The sequence below is a fragment of the Anabaena sp. 4-3 genome (assembly GCF_001597745.1).
GTDB lineage: Bacteria > Cyanobacteriota > Cyanobacteriia > Cyanobacteriales > Nostocaceae > Trichormus.
Map to the genome: position 1 here is coordinate 75,105 of NZ_LUHJ01000033.1, position 16,028 is coordinate 91,132.

At 42.1% G+C, this 16,028-nt stretch carries 19 protein-coding genes and 1 tRNA gene; 8 read left to right on the top strand and 12 right to left on the bottom strand.

Features of this window, described 5'->3' with window-relative positions:
• Positions 1–55: 55 nt before the first annotated feature.
• A complete protein-coding gene (locus A3775_RS09585) occupies positions 56–220 on the top strand; it encodes a hypothetical protein (protein ID WP_197480123.1) in 165 nt (54 codons plus the stop codon).
• Between the two features lie 153 nt (positions 221–373).
• On the opposite strand, the gene A3775_RS09590 is transcribed toward A3775_RS09585, so the two are convergent.
• The 6 genes from A3775_RS09590 to menD all read right to left on the bottom strand — a co-directional run bounded on the left by A3775_RS09590 (position 374) and on the right by menD (position 4,533).
• Entirely contained in the window at positions 374–670 is a 297-nt protein-coding gene (locus A3775_RS09590; RefSeq protein ID WP_066376837.1) for a hypothetical protein, read from the bottom strand.
• Entirely contained in the window at positions 660–950 is a 291-nt protein-coding gene (locus tag A3775_RS09595; protein WP_066424727.1) for a BrnT family toxin, read from the bottom strand. Before A3775_RS09595 ends, A3775_RS09590 begins: the two co-directional genes overlap by 11 nt.
• A gap of 30 nt (positions 951–980) precedes the next feature.
• Positions 981–1,115, bottom strand: coding sequence for a hypothetical protein (locus A3775_RS25235; RefSeq protein ID WP_255363860.1), 135 nt, complete (start codon positions 1,113–1,115; stop codon positions 981–983).
• 33 nt (positions 1,116–1,148) lie between these two features.
• Positions 1,149–1,221, bottom strand: a tRNA-Arg gene (locus tag A3775_RS09600).
• Between the two features lie 40 nt (positions 1,222–1,261).
• Positions 1,262–2,452 (bottom strand): murein hydrolase activator EnvC, encoded by a 1,191-nt coding sequence (locus A3775_RS09605; RefSeq protein ID WP_066376913.1) that lies wholly within the window; start codon positions 2,450–2,452, stop codon positions 1,262–1,264.
• A 269-nt stretch (positions 2,453–2,721) separates the two neighbouring features.
• Entirely contained in the window at positions 2,722–4,533 is a 1,812-nt protein-coding gene (gene menD, locus A3775_RS09610) for a 2-succinyl-5-enolpyruvyl-6-hydroxy-3-cyclohexene-1-carboxylic-acid synthase (protein WP_066424729.1), read from the bottom strand.
• 120 nt (positions 4,534–4,653) lie between these two features.
• Here menD and folB point away from each other — a divergent pair, with 120 nt between their 5' ends.
• Positions 4,654–5,022 carry a dihydroneopterin aldolase gene (gene folB / locus A3775_RS09615; RefSeq protein WP_066424730.1) on the top strand — a complete coding sequence of 123 codons (369 nt, stop codon included), beginning with the start codon at positions 4,654–4,656 and terminating at the stop codon, positions 5,020–5,022.
• 26 nt (positions 5,023–5,048) lie between these two features.
• On the opposite strand, the gene A3775_RS09620 is transcribed toward folB, so the two are convergent.
• Both A3775_RS09620 and A3775_RS09625 read right to left on the bottom strand, forming a co-directional pair.
• Positions 5,049–5,648, bottom strand: a complete 600-nt coding sequence (locus A3775_RS09620; RefSeq protein ID WP_066376842.1) for a DUF2459 domain-containing protein — start codon at positions 5,646–5,648, stop codon at positions 5,049–5,051.
• A gap of 173 nt (positions 5,649–5,821) precedes the next feature.
• The gene (locus A3775_RS09625; RefSeq protein WP_066424731.1) at positions 5,822–6,202 is read right to left on the bottom strand and encodes a calcium-binding protein; all 381 of its coding nucleotides are present in this window, start codon (positions 6,200–6,202) and stop codon (positions 5,822–5,824) included.
• A gap of 160 nt (positions 6,203–6,362) precedes the next feature.
• On the opposite strand from A3775_RS09625, the gene rbsK reads away from it, so the two are divergent.
• Positions 6,363–7,310 (top strand): ribokinase, encoded by a 948-nt coding sequence (gene rbsK / locus A3775_RS09630; protein ID WP_066424733.1) that lies wholly within the window; start codon positions 6,363–6,365, stop codon positions 7,308–7,310.
• Between the two features lie 24 nt (positions 7,311–7,334).
• On the opposite strand, the gene A3775_RS09635 is transcribed toward rbsK, so the two are convergent.
• Positions 7,335–7,766, bottom strand: coding sequence for a nucleoside deaminase (locus A3775_RS09635; RefSeq protein ID WP_066424735.1), 432 nt, complete (start codon positions 7,764–7,766; stop codon positions 7,335–7,337).
• A gap of 18 nt (positions 7,767–7,784) precedes the next feature.
• Between A3775_RS09635 and A3775_RS09640 the strand changes: the two genes are divergently transcribed.
• A complete protein-coding gene (locus tag A3775_RS09640) occupies positions 7,785–8,708 on the top strand; it encodes a nucleoside hydrolase (protein ID WP_066424737.1) in 924 nt (307 codons plus the stop codon).
• A 221-nt stretch (positions 8,709–8,929) separates the two neighbouring features.
• Here the strand turns inward: A3775_RS09640 and A3775_RS09645 are convergent, their stop codons facing one another.
• Positions 8,930–10,351 (bottom strand): cytochrome P450, encoded by a 1,422-nt coding sequence (locus tag A3775_RS09645; protein WP_231866977.1) that lies wholly within the window; start codon positions 10,349–10,351, stop codon positions 8,930–8,932.
• An 11-nt stretch (positions 10,352–10,362) separates the two neighbouring features.
• Positions 10,363–10,926: an NUDIX hydrolase gene (locus A3775_RS09650; protein WP_066424741.1), complete on the bottom strand. Its 564-nt coding sequence runs from the start codon at positions 10,924–10,926 to the stop codon at positions 10,363–10,365.
• A 135-nt stretch (positions 10,927–11,061) separates the two neighbouring features.
• Here A3775_RS09650 and A3775_RS09655 point away from each other — a divergent pair, with 135 nt between their 5' ends.
• The gene (locus A3775_RS09655) at positions 11,062–12,114 is read left to right on the top strand and encodes a dipeptide epimerase (RefSeq protein WP_066376852.1); all 1,053 of its coding nucleotides are present in this window, start codon (positions 11,062–11,064) and stop codon (positions 12,112–12,114) included.
• On the top strand, positions 12,098–13,144 hold the full coding sequence (locus A3775_RS09660) for a DUF1611 domain-containing protein (protein WP_066376853.1): 1,047 nt from the start codon (positions 12,098–12,100) through the stop codon (positions 13,142–13,144). Before A3775_RS09655 ends, A3775_RS09660 begins: the two co-directional genes overlap by 17 nt.
• Before the next feature lie 162 nt (positions 13,145–13,306).
• Here A3775_RS09660 and A3775_RS09665 read toward each other — a convergent pair whose 3' ends face one another.
• Positions 13,307–13,723, bottom strand: coding sequence for a Fur family transcriptional regulator (locus A3775_RS09665; RefSeq protein WP_066376855.1), 417 nt, complete (start codon positions 13,721–13,723; stop codon positions 13,307–13,309).
• 216 nt (positions 13,724–13,939) lie between these two features.
• Between A3775_RS09665 and A3775_RS09670 the strand changes: the two genes are divergently transcribed.
• Both A3775_RS09670 and gorA read left to right on the top strand, forming a co-directional pair.
• Positions 13,940–14,512, top strand: coding sequence for a peroxiredoxin (locus A3775_RS09670; protein WP_066424743.1), 573 nt, complete (start codon positions 13,940–13,942; stop codon positions 14,510–14,512).
• 101 nt (positions 14,513–14,613) lie between these two features.
• A complete protein-coding gene (gene gorA, locus A3775_RS09675; RefSeq protein WP_066424744.1) occupies positions 14,614–15,966 on the top strand; it encodes a glutathione-disulfide reductase in 1,353 nt (450 codons plus the stop codon).
• Positions 15,967–16,028: the final 62 nt, after the last annotated feature.

Here is a 16,028-nt window from a genome sequence, read left to right on the forward strand (position 1 = left end):
AGAAACGGTATCAATGACTTGTAAAATGTAAATGGTAAAGAATTACTCCATGCTTATGACTGTAGACATCCAGAACGAAAAAGATAAATTACAGGCAAGCAATAGTATAGACAACAATCAAGAACCAGAAACCGAAAAAATTCTATGTCCTCATTGTCAGCGCACCGCTACAAACGGTATTAAATGTAAAGGGATGTGTGTGGCTGACAGTGACTATTAAAGGTTGAATTTTATCGTTCCGCAATCTTGCAATTACCCATCAATGTAGGGGTAATTCATGAATTACCCCTACAAATGCTTTTGAGTAAGACTTGATAATGAAGAGATATCCTCTTAAATATCGCGTCATAATCTATCCCTCATCACCTCTTAATTATCCTATTGTTTCTGCTTTAATTTCTTGCATGATTCTAGAAATTTCTTCCTCAGACTGAATATGACGTGACAAAACTTGTGCAGTTTTATCTAATAAACGTTCATTAAATAACTTAGCTATATCTTGCCGCAAACTTTGTCCAATATAAAATTTCAGCAAGGCTTCTACAGACATATCTTTACTAGCAGCTACTTCTTTCAGAGATGCTAAAGTATCTGTTGGTATATTCAGAGAAACTACTTCTGTAACACGGGGACGCAGTTGTAATTTTAATTCTTCCTGATCATTGCTCATATAATCTCCTTTCGCTTTTCGTCGCAGGACGAGCAGAAATAATTCTTTTTCTCGCTGTTCGTTCTATATAAACAACTAACAATAAACGTTGTGATAATGAATACTCTAAAATAAAATCGCGCTGTTCATTATTAGCACTTGCGTCTCCTTCCTGATAAAAAGGGTCAAAAAAGACCTCGGCTGCTTCTGCAAATGTAACACCATGCTTAACAAAATTGCTCTCAGCTTTATTTGTATCCCATTCAAACTCAACACCCTGAATTCGGTAAACAAAATTCATTATTTATTTTAATTTCCTATTGTTATCAGATTAACTATTGCTAATAACCGTTTTTGATGCTCCTGATTTCTGTGCTTCCCAGGCTAAAATATCCGCCGCTATTTCTGCCAAACTCCGCAAGAGTTTAAGCTGATCAAAATACTGAATTACATCATTTGCCAACACTGACAAATGTTTTGATAATCTCAAAAGCAAAAACGAGCGCGGAGGGATTTGAACCCCCGGCCAACAGAACCGGAATCTGTTGCTCTATCCACTGAGCTACGCGCCCTCGTATCTTGTCATTATATCACAAGATCACAAATTTGGTGTTAAAGATAATCTGCTGGGTTGACTGGTGTACCATTGCGACGCACTTCAAAATGCAGATGTGGCCCGGTAGATAAGCCGGTAGAACCCACAGCAGCGATCGCCTGTCCTTTCTGCACGGTTTGCCCTTCCGAAACATACAATTGGCTGCTGTGTGCGTAAAGTGTAGTCACACCTCTACCATGATCAATAATTACAGCTTTGCCATAACCGCCATACCAACCAGCAAAAATTACCTTTCCTGAATCGGCGGCGCGAATTGTACTCCCATAGCTAGCAGCAAAATCTAACCCTGCATGAAAGCGGCGATAACCCAAAATCGGATGTACACGCCAACCAAAGGGGCTGCTTGTTGGTGCATCACTAGGAAAGGCTAATAAACCTGTTCCGCGAATAAAGTCGTTTTTACGGCTATTGGCTTTCGCTTGCGCTTCTTCTCTGGCTCTGGCTTCTGCTATCTTTTGTTGAATCAAAACTTCTAAATTTTGGGAATCTCTTTCTAGTTGGTTTTGCGCTGCTTCTAAGGCTAGGCGATCGCTATTTAATCTTTGAATCAATTCTGTCTGTGACTGCGCTTGAGCTTTAAAATCTGCCTTTTGCGCCAATAATTGCTCTCTAATTACAGCAATTTCGTTCTTTGTTTCTTCTACTTCGATTTTTTGTTGCGTAATCAGGTTGGCTTGATGGGCGAGTTTTGCCAACATTTTTTGGTCTGCCTGATACACTAACTTTAATTGATAGCGACGACTGATAAAGTCACTGATATCACGGCTTTGTAATAACACTGCCCATCCTTGACTAACTGGCGATCGCTGGAGATATCTTAACCTCGCTACTGTGGCGACTTGTCGCTCCTCATAAATCCTTTGCGCTACAGCTAAATCAGATTCTAACTGCTGTAATCTTGCCGTAGCAGCTTTTAATCGAGCTTCGCTGTCTTGAATCTGACTGTTCGTAGTTTGTAGATTCTTGGCTATCCCAGTTAAGCGATTTTGCGCTGCCTGTTGTATATTATTTAGGCGATCGCGTTCCTGAATCACATTCTGACGTTCTTGATTTATTTGTTGTTGTTGTTGTCGGAGGTTGTCAACTGTTGCTGTAGGTGTGGCAGATACAGGTAGCCAAACCAAAATCCAGCAAACTATCAGCAAACACCACCAAAATTTAAGGTCTTGAAAAAATCGCGCTTTCATGCTGTAATATTCAGCCCAGGGATTGCCCGCAATTAGCATTATTCCCCATACTCAAGAATATTTAACACTAAACGGGCTGCAATTTGGCTGAATATATGGAAGATTCGGTAATTCTCAGACTTGGGATGTTCGCGCTAGCGTCGCGAAGCGAAACAGGAAGCTAACGTCTTCAGTCTTTGAGTAGATTTAAGCAAGTTTAGTTTCACGGCTTTCCCAGAAATACATTATCTATCTTGTGAGGTGGGACGGACAGCCCGCCCTTGTGTACCTCAATCAGCCGCAAATTTACTTAAATGAACCTGTCGCCATTTGGCATCAGTTTGACGATTTGTCCGCAACTCTAAAACGCGAATTCCTTGATTTGGCAATGGGTTCAATCTTTCCTGTAACTGCTGCCAAGATGTAATTAATTCATGCTGCACATTGTAAGTAGCGCATAACTGAGTAAAATCAATATCTTGGGGAGTACCAAAAAATTCTTCAAATGGTGGGTCGAATTTGGCGATGGGTAACATTTCAAAAATTCCCCCACCATTGTTATTAATTAACACAATTGTCAGATGTCCCACAAATTTATTTCTGATTAAAAAACCATTGGTGTCATGCAATAAAGCCAAATCACCTGTTAACATCACACTACTTTGCTGACGGTGGGCAATTCCCAAAGCAGTGGATAATGTGCCATCAATACCATTTGCACCTCGGTTAAAATGCGATCGCACTCCTAAATTATTCGGTTTCCAAAAATATTCCACATCCCGCACAGGCATACTATTAGCAATAAATAACGGCGTTTCTGGCGGTAATACCTGAGAAATTAACCAAGCGGCTTTACATTCGATTAAATCCTCCATATTTGCCAAAGTTTTATCCACGTTTGCCCTAACTCTGGCTTCAGCATGACACCACATTTGCAGATAGTCGGGGGATGAGGGGGATAAAGATTTTAGCTGCTTGACTCCCTCATCTCCCCCTACTTCCCCTACTCCCTCATCTCCCCCTACTCCAGCTAAAAACTGTTCTACTGTCATTCTTAAATGTGTTGTCTTGCCATGCAAGGGGTCAAGATTTTCGTGACTAGGATCAATTACCCAACGTCGGGGTTGGTGGGTGTCTAGCCAAGCCCGTAGTTCTTTACTGGTTGGCATATCACCTATCTGTATTACTATGTCGGGTGCTAGCTGTTTGGCTAGTTGCTGATTTCGCAAAATTAGGTCATAGGTAGAAACTAGATAAGGGTTGAAGTCAGCATAATTTCTCAGAGGGGAAAGTCCTTCTGCCAGTACAGGCCATTTGAGACTTTGGGAAAGGCGAGCGATCGCTCTACAATACTCCTGTGGTTGCTGTGGTTGTGCTACTCCAGCAATGATGATTCCTCGGTGAGATGGGGGAATGGGGACTGGGGACTGGGGACTGGGGACTGGGGTAAGATTTGTAATGTCAGCAAAGAATTTTTCCGGGTCAAATTTTGTTAATAATGATTGTAGAAGCGTTTCGTGCAGCATCTCTGTGTGGGGAATGGGTGCTAAGGGGTCACGAAAAGGTATATTTAAATGTACTGCCCCCGGTGTTGGGGTTTGGGTTCGCTCCCAGCTATAAATTAATGTTTGCCGCAGATAAGCTAGCATTCCCATATCTGGCGTAGGTATAGCTAACTCTGTTTGCCAATTTGGGTAATTGCCATATAGTTTTACCTGATCTATAGTTTGTCCAGAATGACAGTCTCGCAATTCTGGCGGTCTATCGGTAGTTAATATCAACAAAGGTACACGGCTTTCTTTGGCTTCAATGACTGCGGGGTAAAAATTCGCTCCCGCAGTTCCAGAGGTGCAAACAATAGCTACAGGACGATTGGTAGCTTTAGCGACTCCCAGAGCAAAGAAAGCGGCGGAACGTTCGTCTAGAATGGAAATTGCTTCAATTTCAGGGACTTGCTGGGCAAAAGCAACGGCTAGCGGTGTGGAACGAGAACCAGGACAAATTACAGCACAGGTTAATCCCAGACGTTTGAGAGTTTCGGTGAAGATATAAGCCCAAAGTTGATTTATATTTTTATAAGCCAGCCGTATCACATCAGACATAACAGCAAGTTTGAGATTTTGAACCGAGAAATTCAATGTATCATTCCCTGTTCCTTTCTTTTCAGTGAACTGATGACTGATGACTGATGACTAATGACTAATCACTAATGACTAATGACTATGGACTGTATTCACTTAACTGGAATTCGCTGCTATGGCTACACTGGATATCTGCCAGAAGAACAGGTGTTAGGACAATGGTTTGAGGTGGATGTCAAATTATGGTTGGATCTAACTCAAGCGGCTAAAACTGACGCGATCGCTGATACTCTCGATTATCGTAGTGTTATTAGCTTGATTACAGATTTAGTCAAGACTTCTAAGTTTGCTTTAATTGAAAGGTTAGCAGGTGCGATCGCTGACTCTATTATCCAAGAGTGTGATCAAATCACCCAAGTTCAAGTTATCGTCACTAAACCCGCCGCACCTATTCCCGATTTCGGTGGCAAAATTAGCATTGAATTAACTAGAAACAAAGGGGACAGGTGATTGGCGACTGGGGACTAACTGCTATGCTAGTGGTGAATAATTTGATCTTTGACTCGGTAATCTGCCCAGATGATCAAGCCATGAACTTGGCAGCCTAATTCTTCTAGCCATACAGCTATTTCATGATTGCTATTGTGTAATAAAGTATAGTCTTGGTCATCTTTGACTAAAGTTAAACCTGTTTGTGGATTTTTGAGGCGCGTTTCAATATGACGATGAAAACGTTCATCTAATAATTTCAGTAGCCGTGTTACATTGGCTTGTGCTACTTCTAAACTGAAAATGCTGGCATTTTCCTGTTGCATGATTTGCTGAAGTTCAGCAATGTTAGTAAAACTTCGCCTACCGAGAGTGCCTTGAGTTGATAAAAAAAGTGCCGCCACACCATTTCTCAAATCCTGCTGGTTGAGGGCAAAATAATTCCAATCACCATAAGCATACTGAATTAATCCACCCTTCGCACTGGGTAAAACCAGTCTGGAATGCCAACCGTAGTCTGTGACATAGATAGCGATCGCCTCGGCAGGGTCAGCAGGGGGTACAATAATTGCGGGAGAAAATATCCAAACCAATAAGATAGAAGCAATTATTAAGTAAGCGAATTTGGCAATACGGCGTAAACGCATAGTTAATAGTTGACGCTAACTCATTCCCCCGGATAAATCACGGGGGATTTTGAGTTTAAGCAGAAATTCCAGGTATAAATATTAGCATTTACGGATATTCTTAAGTTAGCTATCCGCTTACATCTGCCACATAAATAACGCTTGTCAAAAGCATCACAACTCGTAAAATTTAATTAAAATTTGTAGCCTCTAGCAAGCCAATACATCCAATCTGCGATCGCTTCTTGAGTTTCTGCATCTACATCAATAGCTTCGATATCCGAAAGCTTGGCAGAATATACATCATCATCCTTCCCACCAATATAAGCAACTTCCACATACATATCTTTTAAACAATCATCCTCTGGAGCCATTCCCAAGACTTCCACTGATTTCTCCTCAATGGTAGAAGTTTTGCGTGACTTCTTCTTCCACTTAGCCATAAAAGGAAAATCCAAAGTATCATCTAGGTAATAATACCAGCCCATCGCCCTATCTTCTTTATCCTCAGCATCAACAAGAATCTCTGTGGCAATGCGATTTTCCCTGGTTTCGTCCCGTTCTACACTAGCCATAATACTCAAGTTTGTTGTTTATACAGTTTGCTATGTTAAATCCTTTTACTAATATCTGTCGATCACAGATGGGCAAAATTCCTCTACAATCGATTTTTGCTATTGCCGAAATTTTCAGAAATTGCATAAACTCAATGTTGCTTATCTAGTATTTTTTATTATGAGCATTATAGTATTTGGTAGCATCAATATAGACTTAGTAGTAACAGCCCCCCGCTTGCCCGTTGCGGGTGAAACTTTAACAGGAGAAGAATTTTTCAAAATTCCTGGTGGTAAAGGTGCAAATCAAGCCGTAGCACTAGCACGTTTGGGAATTCCTACCCAGATGGTAGGACGTGTAGGCGCACATAGTTTTGGTGCAGAACTGGTTAAACATTTGCAAGATACTGGTGTACAGACACACAATATCTTTATAGATGAAACCGTCAGTTCTGGAGTAGCAATCATCACCGTAGATCATCATGGTGAAAATCACATTATCGTGATTCCAGGTGCTAATGGACAGGTAAATCAAGAAGATGTAGGGCGATTATCCCAGCTATTACCAGAAGCCACAGCATTACTTTTACAACTAGAAATTCCACTGAAGACAGTAGTAGCAGCCGCCCAAGCCGCACACAATGCCAACATTAAAGTAATTTTAGACCCAGCCCCCGCACCATCGGAATTACCAGAAGAACTATATGAGTTAGTCGATATTATTACGCCCAATGAAGTAGAAGCAGGGCAATTAGTGGGTTTTCCTGTAGATAACGAAGCAACAGCAGCCAAAGCCGCCGAGATGTTATTGGAAAAGGGAGTAAAATGTGCGATCGTCAAACTTGGTGCTAAAGGTGTCGTGTGTGCCACGTCTGAAGAAACTTTTTTTGTCCCAGCCTTTCCAGTAGATGCAGTTGATACCGTAGCGGCTGGGGACGCTTTTAATAGCGGTTTAGCAGCCGCACTGTATCAAAGACTTTCTTTACATCAGGCTGTAGTGTGGGGTGCAGCCGCAGGTGCATTAGCAGCCACCAAACGAGGCGCGCAAACTTCCTTACCTGACAAGTTTACATTTGATACGTTTTTGAGAGAAAGGGCAGCAAAGCAAGCAGAGGATACTAATGACTAATAACTAATGACTAATAACTAATGACTACTTCCCAATATCCTCATTCCATAATTTAGGATTACTGGCAATAAACTCACTCATCATCTGTTCGCATTCATCCAGATTTAAATCAATTACTTCCACCCCGTGGGAAACCATAAACTCTTTTGCACCCGGAAAAGTTCTTGACTCTCCAGCAATCACTTTTTTAATGCCAAATTGCACCACAGCCCCAGCGCACAAATAACACGGCATTAAGGTTGAATATAATGTTGTACCTCTGTAGCTGCCAATTCTACCGGCATTGCGGAGACAATCAATTTCGGCATGGGTAACAGGATCACCATCCTGTACACGCTTATTGTGTCCCCTACCGAGAATTTTGCCATCTTTGACAAGAACCGAACCAATAGGAATTCCCCCTTCTTGTCTACCTTGTTGGGCTTCTTGAATTGCAGCTTGCATAAATTCATCCATTTTTATTTTCTCCTAAATATGAAAAAACAACTGGTATTAATGGATCATGATGGCGGTGTAGACGATTACCTCGCAACTATGCTGCTGTTGACAATGGAACATATTGAACTTCTCGGTGTTGTAGTCACACCAGCCGATTGTTATATACAGCCAGCTATCAGTGCTACACGCAAAATTATGGATTTAATGGGATTTTCTCACATACCCGTGGCAGAAAGCACAGTTCGCGGGATTAATCCTTTTCCGCGCTTATATCGTCGTGATTCCTTTATTGTTGACCATTTGCCGATTCTTAACCAAAACGAATTTCTTCACACTCCTTTGGTTGCCCAACCCGGTCAAGATTTCATGGTAAAAGTATTACGGGAAGCACCAGAACCAGTTACGTTGATGGTGACAGGGCCTCTGACAACAGTAGCAGTAGCCCTAGATAAAGCACCAGACATTGAAGCCAAAATTGAAAAAATTGTTTGGATGGGTGGGGCTTTGAATGTTCCTGGTAATGTGGAAAAAAGCCTAGAAGCCGGACAAGATGGTTCAGCCGAATGGAATGTTTACTGGGATGCGGTATCTGCGGCGCGGGTATGGCAAACCCAAATAGAGATGATTATGTGTCCGTTGGATTTAACTAACAATGTGCCGGTGACATCAGATTTAGTGTACAAAATGGGGAGACAACGCCACTACCCCATCTCTGATTTAGCCGGACAATGTTACGCTTTAGTGATTCCGCAAGATTATTATTTTTGGGATGTGCTAGCAACCGCGTATTTAGGACAACCAGAATTTTATCAAATACGGGCATGGGAAACCGAAATTATTACCACTGGTTTGAGTGAAGGGCGGACTAAAGTTGTGTCTGGTGGGCGGAAGATTTGGGCGATGGATGAAGTAGATAAAGATGCTTTTTACGCCTATATTTTGCAACAGTGGGCAAGGTAAATAAACAAGCCCCTGACGATGACTGCCTGGGGCTTGTTTATTGAAGCTATCATGCAAAAAAAAAGTTATCTGATATCATGTCCGGCTCATTACTTATGATAAGTTTTCGATGCTGAACTGTTCCCTGTTCCCTGTTCCCTGTTCCCTGTTCCCCGTTCCCTGTTCCCTACCCCAACAGATATGATAACTATTCAAACGGACATGATATAATTGCGAGAAAGTTAAACTCGGCGTGTCAACTTCATTTGGTAATTGTCCTTGAGCTTTTTCAGAGGAAATTGGACAAACTGCGCGTCGCCTGTTGCTTCCCAGTTAAACATTTGTAGTAAATGAGAGGCGAACACTTTTGTAATTGCGATCGCCATCTGCGCTCCCAGGCAAGCATGGACACCGCCACCAAAGGGAATAAATTGATACATTTTCCCTTCGCCACGTTCCGGTAGAAAACGCTCTGGCGCAAATACTTCTGGTTGGTGAAAGTAATCTGGTATAATGTGTGCGATTCTTGGCTCGGCAATAATTACACAGCCTTTTTTATAGAGTACGCCATCAAGGACTACAGACTTGGTGAGTAGACGACTGGCTGTAGAACTGGGCGGTAAAGTACGTAATGTCTCCTTAATTGTTGCCTCTAAATATACCATTTGCTTTAATTGTTCGGGTGAAAACATAGTGACTTGACTGTTTTCACCTATGAGGCTGGCTTGCTCTTGTCGTAGTCGTGAAATTACTTGTGGATGCCGTGCTATTTGGTACATGAGCGAAGATATCAGTCCCGATACCTCATAATCTGATGCCCATAATTGCAGTAGACACTGATTCTCAATCAACTCATCACTAAATACTCCATCGGGATTTTCTTGTTGGCTGTCTAGCATCATCGAGAGGAAATCAGCCGTCGGCTTGATGACTTTACCTTCACCTCGCCGTCGAGTCACCACAGCACGCATAAATTCCAAGAGTTTATGACGTGCCGAAAGCCCTCGCCCGTATTTTGTCAAGGGCGACTTCCATTGAGACAAACCATAAAAGCCATCAAAGTAAGTCTGATACAAAGTTTTTAACTCTGCTTTAGAAGTAATTGGTAATCCTTGGAAAGTTTCAGGAGCAGAGTCATCTAAACTGATTCCCAACAGCACTGGGACAAGTATATCAAAGCAAATCTTCTCTACAGCCGGGTGTACAGCTATGGTACCGGGGGTAGTCCAACTATTAATACCACGCCAAATCACATCATTGATTAGCGGTGTATAACCATCAAGTACACGGCCAGTCAGTCCGGGCGCGAGTGCATTTTTACGCTGACGATGCAAATCGGGTCTTTGAAACAGACTGTACTCCCCGAACATATCCATTGTGGTTGCTGGTAGTGCAATCTCTGTATATTTCAAATCTCCATTAAATGCCATTTGAATAGCTTTAGCCGAGCCTACAAAGATGGTAGTGCGACCAAAGACTCCTGTGTTAAAAATAGGGCCATACTTTTCCAGATTTTGACGGCAGAATTGATCTGGATTGGCAATGTAGCTCAATGTGTCATACCATTTTGGCTTTCTTGGGGGAATGGTAGTCCCAGTAGGTGGTGCTTGTCCATCCTCAAGTACAATTACTTCTTCAGTATTGGCAATATTGTACATTGACATATCGTAAGTGATTAAGCGGACTTGATATTACTAATCAACTGTAAACCTAAAAACAAGGCTGCAATAGTTCCCGCCACGGAAATCTCACCTTGAGTAACTTTCTCTAATACTGATTCTATCGGAATCAAAATCACTTCTATCTCTTCTGTAATATCTAAATTTTGCTCACTTACCTTAATGACATTTTCTGCTAAAAATAAATGAATTTTATTGGTTTCTTTACTGGGGTTGTCGTATAGTGTGGCAATTTTGGTCAATTTCTCAGCTATATAACCTGTTTCTTCTTGCAGTTCTCTCATCCCTGCATCTTCAGGACTTTCTGCTGTTGGTTCAAACCTCCCGGCTGGTAATTCTGTAAAACAATCTCCTACGCCGTGTCTATATTGCCGCACAAAAATAATTTCTCTACTGGCGGTAATCGGAAGAACTACTACAATATCTGGCTTAATATTGACAAAAAAGTCATCTATTACCTGACCGTTGGGTAATTTTACCTCATCTTGCCTGACTTGACACCAACGATGGTTTAACACCATTTTTGAGGTTAATATTTGCCATTTTTGTAGTTTACTCATAAATTCTTAATTTTACGAATTATTATTTCATATTTTAGCGATTAATAATGAATGTAAAAAAGTATAACGGTAACACAAATCAGCTAAAATTTGCATTTACACTGTTTTTGCTCTTGCCGAAGTTAGAGCATAGTTATGCACGTAGAAGTTAATCTATTTACGGTCAACAAGCGATTTCCTTTAACTATTAGTCGCGGAACAACAGCCAAGACAACCAATGTCTGGGTAAAAATTGTGAGCGCAAATATAGAAGGTTGGGGGGAAGCATCGCCGTTTGGTGTGGGGAATCATGCACAGTCAACGGATACAATCAAAAACTGCTTAGAACAACTCGCGCCAGTTTTACAACCATTTCACCCGTTGCAAAGACAGGAAATTGAGCAAGTTTTAATTCAACATCAAGTTCCTTCGGCGGCGAGGGCGGCGTTAGATATGGCATTATATGACTGGTTTGGTAAGTATGTCGGATTACCTCTGTGGCAAATCTGGGGACTGAATCTTCATGCGATCGCACCAACTTCTGTCACCATTGGCATTAATTCACCAGCCGCAGCCCAAGCCAGGGCTAAGGATTGGTTACAATTTACCGATGTGCGTTTATTTAAAGTCAAGTTAGGTTCTCCAGAGGGAATAGCAGCAGATAAGCAAATGCTCTTGGCGGTGCAGCAAGTAGCACCGAATCAAGAATTTTTTGTGGATGCAAACGGGGGTTGGAGTTTGGCTGATGCCGTTGAGATGTGCAATTGGTTGGCTGATTTAGGTATAAAGTATGTAGAGCAACCATTACCACGAGGTGAGGAAGAAAGTTTAATACAACTTAAAGAACAATCACCGTTACCGATTTTTGTGGATGAAAGTTGCTTTCATAGTGCTGACATTCCCCGTCTAGCTAACTATGTAGATGGGATTAATATTAAATTGATGAAATCCGGTGGCTTAACTGAAGCCATGCGGATGGTACATACAGCACGGGCTTGTGGGTTACAAGTGATGTTTGGCTGCTATTCTGACAGTTCCCTCTCAAATACAGCTGCGGCACATCTCGCGCCACTAGCTGATTATTTAGATTTAGATAGTCATTTAAATTTAATTGATGATCCCTTCACCGGTGCAGTAGTACAGGAAGGGAGAGTATTACCGAACGATTTACCAGGCTTGGGGGTAAAATACTGTGCGTCTGCCGCTTAATCAAAAAGTCGCTATTTTATTACATGAAGGTACTCAAGGATCTATCGGCAAAACTGGGTTAGCACTGTTACGCTACAGTGAAGCCCCAATTGTCGCAGTCATAGACAAAGAGTGTGCGGGTAAATCTGTCAGAGAAATCACAGGTATTAAGCGAAATGTCCCGATTGTGGCATCGGTGGCGGCAGCTTTGGCATACCAGCCACAAATTTTAGTGATTGGAATTGCACCCAAAGGTGGCGGTGTCCCTGATGATTACTGGATAGAAATTAAAACAGCCCTAGAAGCTGGAATGTCTTTGGTGAATGGTTTACATACGCCTCTGTCCAGTATGGCTGATTTAAATGCACTACTCAAACCAGGACAATTAATTTGGGATGTACGAAAAGAACCACCTAACTTAGATGTTGCTAGTGGACTAGCAAGGACTTTAGCCTGTCGCCGGGTGTTAACTGTGGGAACTGACATGGCTATTGGTAAAATGTCCACTTGTTTAGAGCTACATTGGTTATCAAAACTGCGGGGTTGGCGTTCTAAGTTTTTGGCTACTGGTCAAACTGGTGTGATGCTAGAAGGGGATGGTGTAGCTTTGGATGCTGTGCGGGTGGATTTTGCGGCGGGTGCAGTGGAACAGATGGTAATGCGTTATGGCAAGAACTACGACATCTTATATATAGAAGGACAAGGTTCTTTATTACATCCTGGTTCAACTGCTACTTTACCGTTGATTCGTGGTTCTCAACCGACTCAGTTAGTGTTGGTACATAAGGCTGGACAAACTCATAACCGTAATAATCCTCATGTACCGATTCCACCTTTACCAGAGGTGATTCATCTGTATGAAACGGTTGCTGGTGCTGGCGGTGCATTTGGTAAAGTGCCTGTGGTGGGTATAGCTTTGAATACAGCCCATCTAGATGAATCTGCGGCTAAAGATGCGATCGCTCAAACTACAGCCGAAACCGGTCTACCTTGTACTGATGTCGTCCGCTTTGGCGCAAATGTGCTTTTAGATGCTGTAGTGCAGAGTTAAGGATGTAGGGGAGATGAGGGGGAGCAGGGGAGCAGGGGAGATTTTTCCGCAAAATTCTTTAATTTTGAATTTTTAATTTTGCGAAAAGTTCTGTAGGCGGGTTTCCCGCCGTAGGAAACTTTTCAAGACGAATTTTGAATTGATTTGTCCCCAATCCCCAATCTACTCACAGCGATCGCACACTCCCTGCACTATCACCTCAAACCTTTCTGCTGTTAGTCCTGAACGCAGTTGCGCTAAATCAATCTTACCGAAGGTGTTCCATTCAATATCTTCAATTGCACCACAACAGTTACATCGAAAATGATGATGGGGTGCAACTTTGGCATCGTAACGGGAAACACCTTCTTCTAATAGCACTTCTCGCACTAAACCCACCTCACGCAATGCCTGAAGCGCGGCATATACTGTTGCTTGCGATGAGGTCGGCGCATCTTTATTTAAGTCCGTCAAAATTTGCTCAACGGTAGGATGGTCTTCTCGTCCCAGCAGGTTGGCATAGACTGCGAACCTCTGGGGAGTAACTCGCAATCCTTTACTCTTCAATGTTTTGATAATCTCATCAGCTTGCTGCTGCATAGGATTTACTTGACCCAGGTAAATACGCCTAGAACGCTATTATAACCTTTCTCCTCTCATCATTTAAAGTTCTTCATAAACATAATGATAAAAAAGTATTTATTACTATTGACTTATTCTTAAATCAGAATTATTCTGGTTTACAGGTGATGAAACAACACCACCAAATCATTAAGCTGCCGAAAAAGTTTAATTATTCATCTAAAAGAGGTATTTATGACTGCTATTACTCGCGTTCCTGATGTTGTATTTAAAACACGAGTTCGTGATGAGTCCGTACCTGGCCCTAACCCTTACCGTTGGCAAGACCGGACAACTCAAGAAATTTTCGGCGGCAAAAGAGTAGTATTATTTGCTTTACCTGGAGCGTTTACACCTACCTGTTCTTCTACCCACCTGCCCCGTTACGAAGAACTGTATGAGCAATTCAAAGCCCAAGGCATTGATCAAATTATTTGCTTGTCAGTTAACGATGCGTTTGTGATGTTCCAGTGGGGTAAACAACAAGGAGCGAAAAACGTATTTTTACTGCCCGATGGTAGCGGTGAATTTACCCGTAAGATGGGTATGTTAGTAGATAAATCTAACATCGGTTTTGGCATGCGGTCTTGGCGTTATGCAATGGTTGTCAACGACTGCCAAATTGAAAAGATGTTTATTGAGCCTGGATTTGAAGACAACTGTCCTACCGACCCCTTTGAAGTATCCGATGCCGATACAGTCTTAGCATACCTCAAAGGTGTAGAACGTCCCAAAGAAGTCGCGCCTCGGTTGTCCTTCGTCGGCTAATCTGTATTAAGTTATTCTGCGCTTGTTGGTTTGCAGGTAAAGGAAGCTAGACTTAGATCACTTCCTTTACCTGTTTCATTTAGAATGTTTCGGAGGAAGCGATGAGTTATGATTTTGATTTGTTCGTAATTGGTGCTGGCTCTGGTGGTATTGCTACTGCTCGCCGTGCCGCAGAATATGGCGCAAAAGTTGGGATTGTAGAGTTTGACAGACTGGGTGGTACTTGCGTTAACCGTGGTTGCGTACCGAAAAAACTCATGGTTTATGCTTCTCGCTTCCCCGACATTTTTGCAGAAGCGCAAGGTTACGGTTGGAGTGCTGTGCAGAGTTCCCTGAATTGGGATGAGATGATTACCCGTGTGAATAATGAAGTCACACGTCTCAATGGTATTTATCAACGGATGTTAGATAACTCCAAAGTGCAGGTATATCAGGGACGGGGTAAATTAATTGATAATCATACAGTAGAAATTGGCGATACTAAAGTTACTGCTGATAAAATATTAATTGCTGTGGGAGGGACACCAGTTCGTCCTAATATCCCTGGGATTGAACACGCTTTAATTTCTGATGATTTGTTTAATTTGAAGCCCCAACCTAAACGAGTGGTGTTACTTGGTGGTGGGTATATCGGCTCAGAATTTGCTTGTATTTTACATGGTTTAGGTACAGAAGTCATTCAAGTAATTCGCCAAGATAAAATTTTAGGTGGATTTGATGAAGATTTGCGGACAGAAATTCAAGAGGGGATGATTCGCCACGGCATTAGGATTGTCAATAATGCTGAGATTGTAGAAATCACCAAGACAGATAACGGTGTGAATGTCAAAGTCAAAGCCGACAAGGAAGAAGATATATTAGCAGATGCAATTAGTTTGGCAGCTTTAGGACGGAAACCCAATACTGATAACATCGGGTTAGAGAATACTGGTGTCAAAGTAGATAAAGAGGGGATGATTGTAGTTGACCGCTACAGTCAGACTACGGAAGAAAATATTTATGCTGTAGGTGATTGTACGAGCAAAATTCAATTAACACCTGTAGCAATTAATGAAGGAAGAGCCTTTGCTGATACGATGTTTGGTGGTAAATCGCGGGTGATGAGTTATGAGAATATTCCCACAGCGATTTTTACCAATCCCGAAGCGGCGACGGTGGGGTTAATGGAAGCAGAAGCGATGGAAAAATATGGTAGCGATCGCATTAAAATTTATCGTAGTCGTTTCCGTCCCATGTACTACACCCTACCAGGGAAAGAAGAAAAAACCATGATGAAGTTGATTGTAAACACAGAAACTGATCAGGTTTTAGGCGCGCACATGGTAGGTGATCATGCGGCGGAGATTATTCAAGGGGTAGCGATCGCTGTGAAAATGGGCGCGAAAAAAGCCGATTTTGATGCTACAGTCGGCATTCATCCCAGTTCCGCCGAAGAATTTGTCACAATGCGGTAATGGCTGGGGACTGGGGACAAATCAATTCAAAATTCGTCTTGAAAAGTTTCCTACGGCGGGAA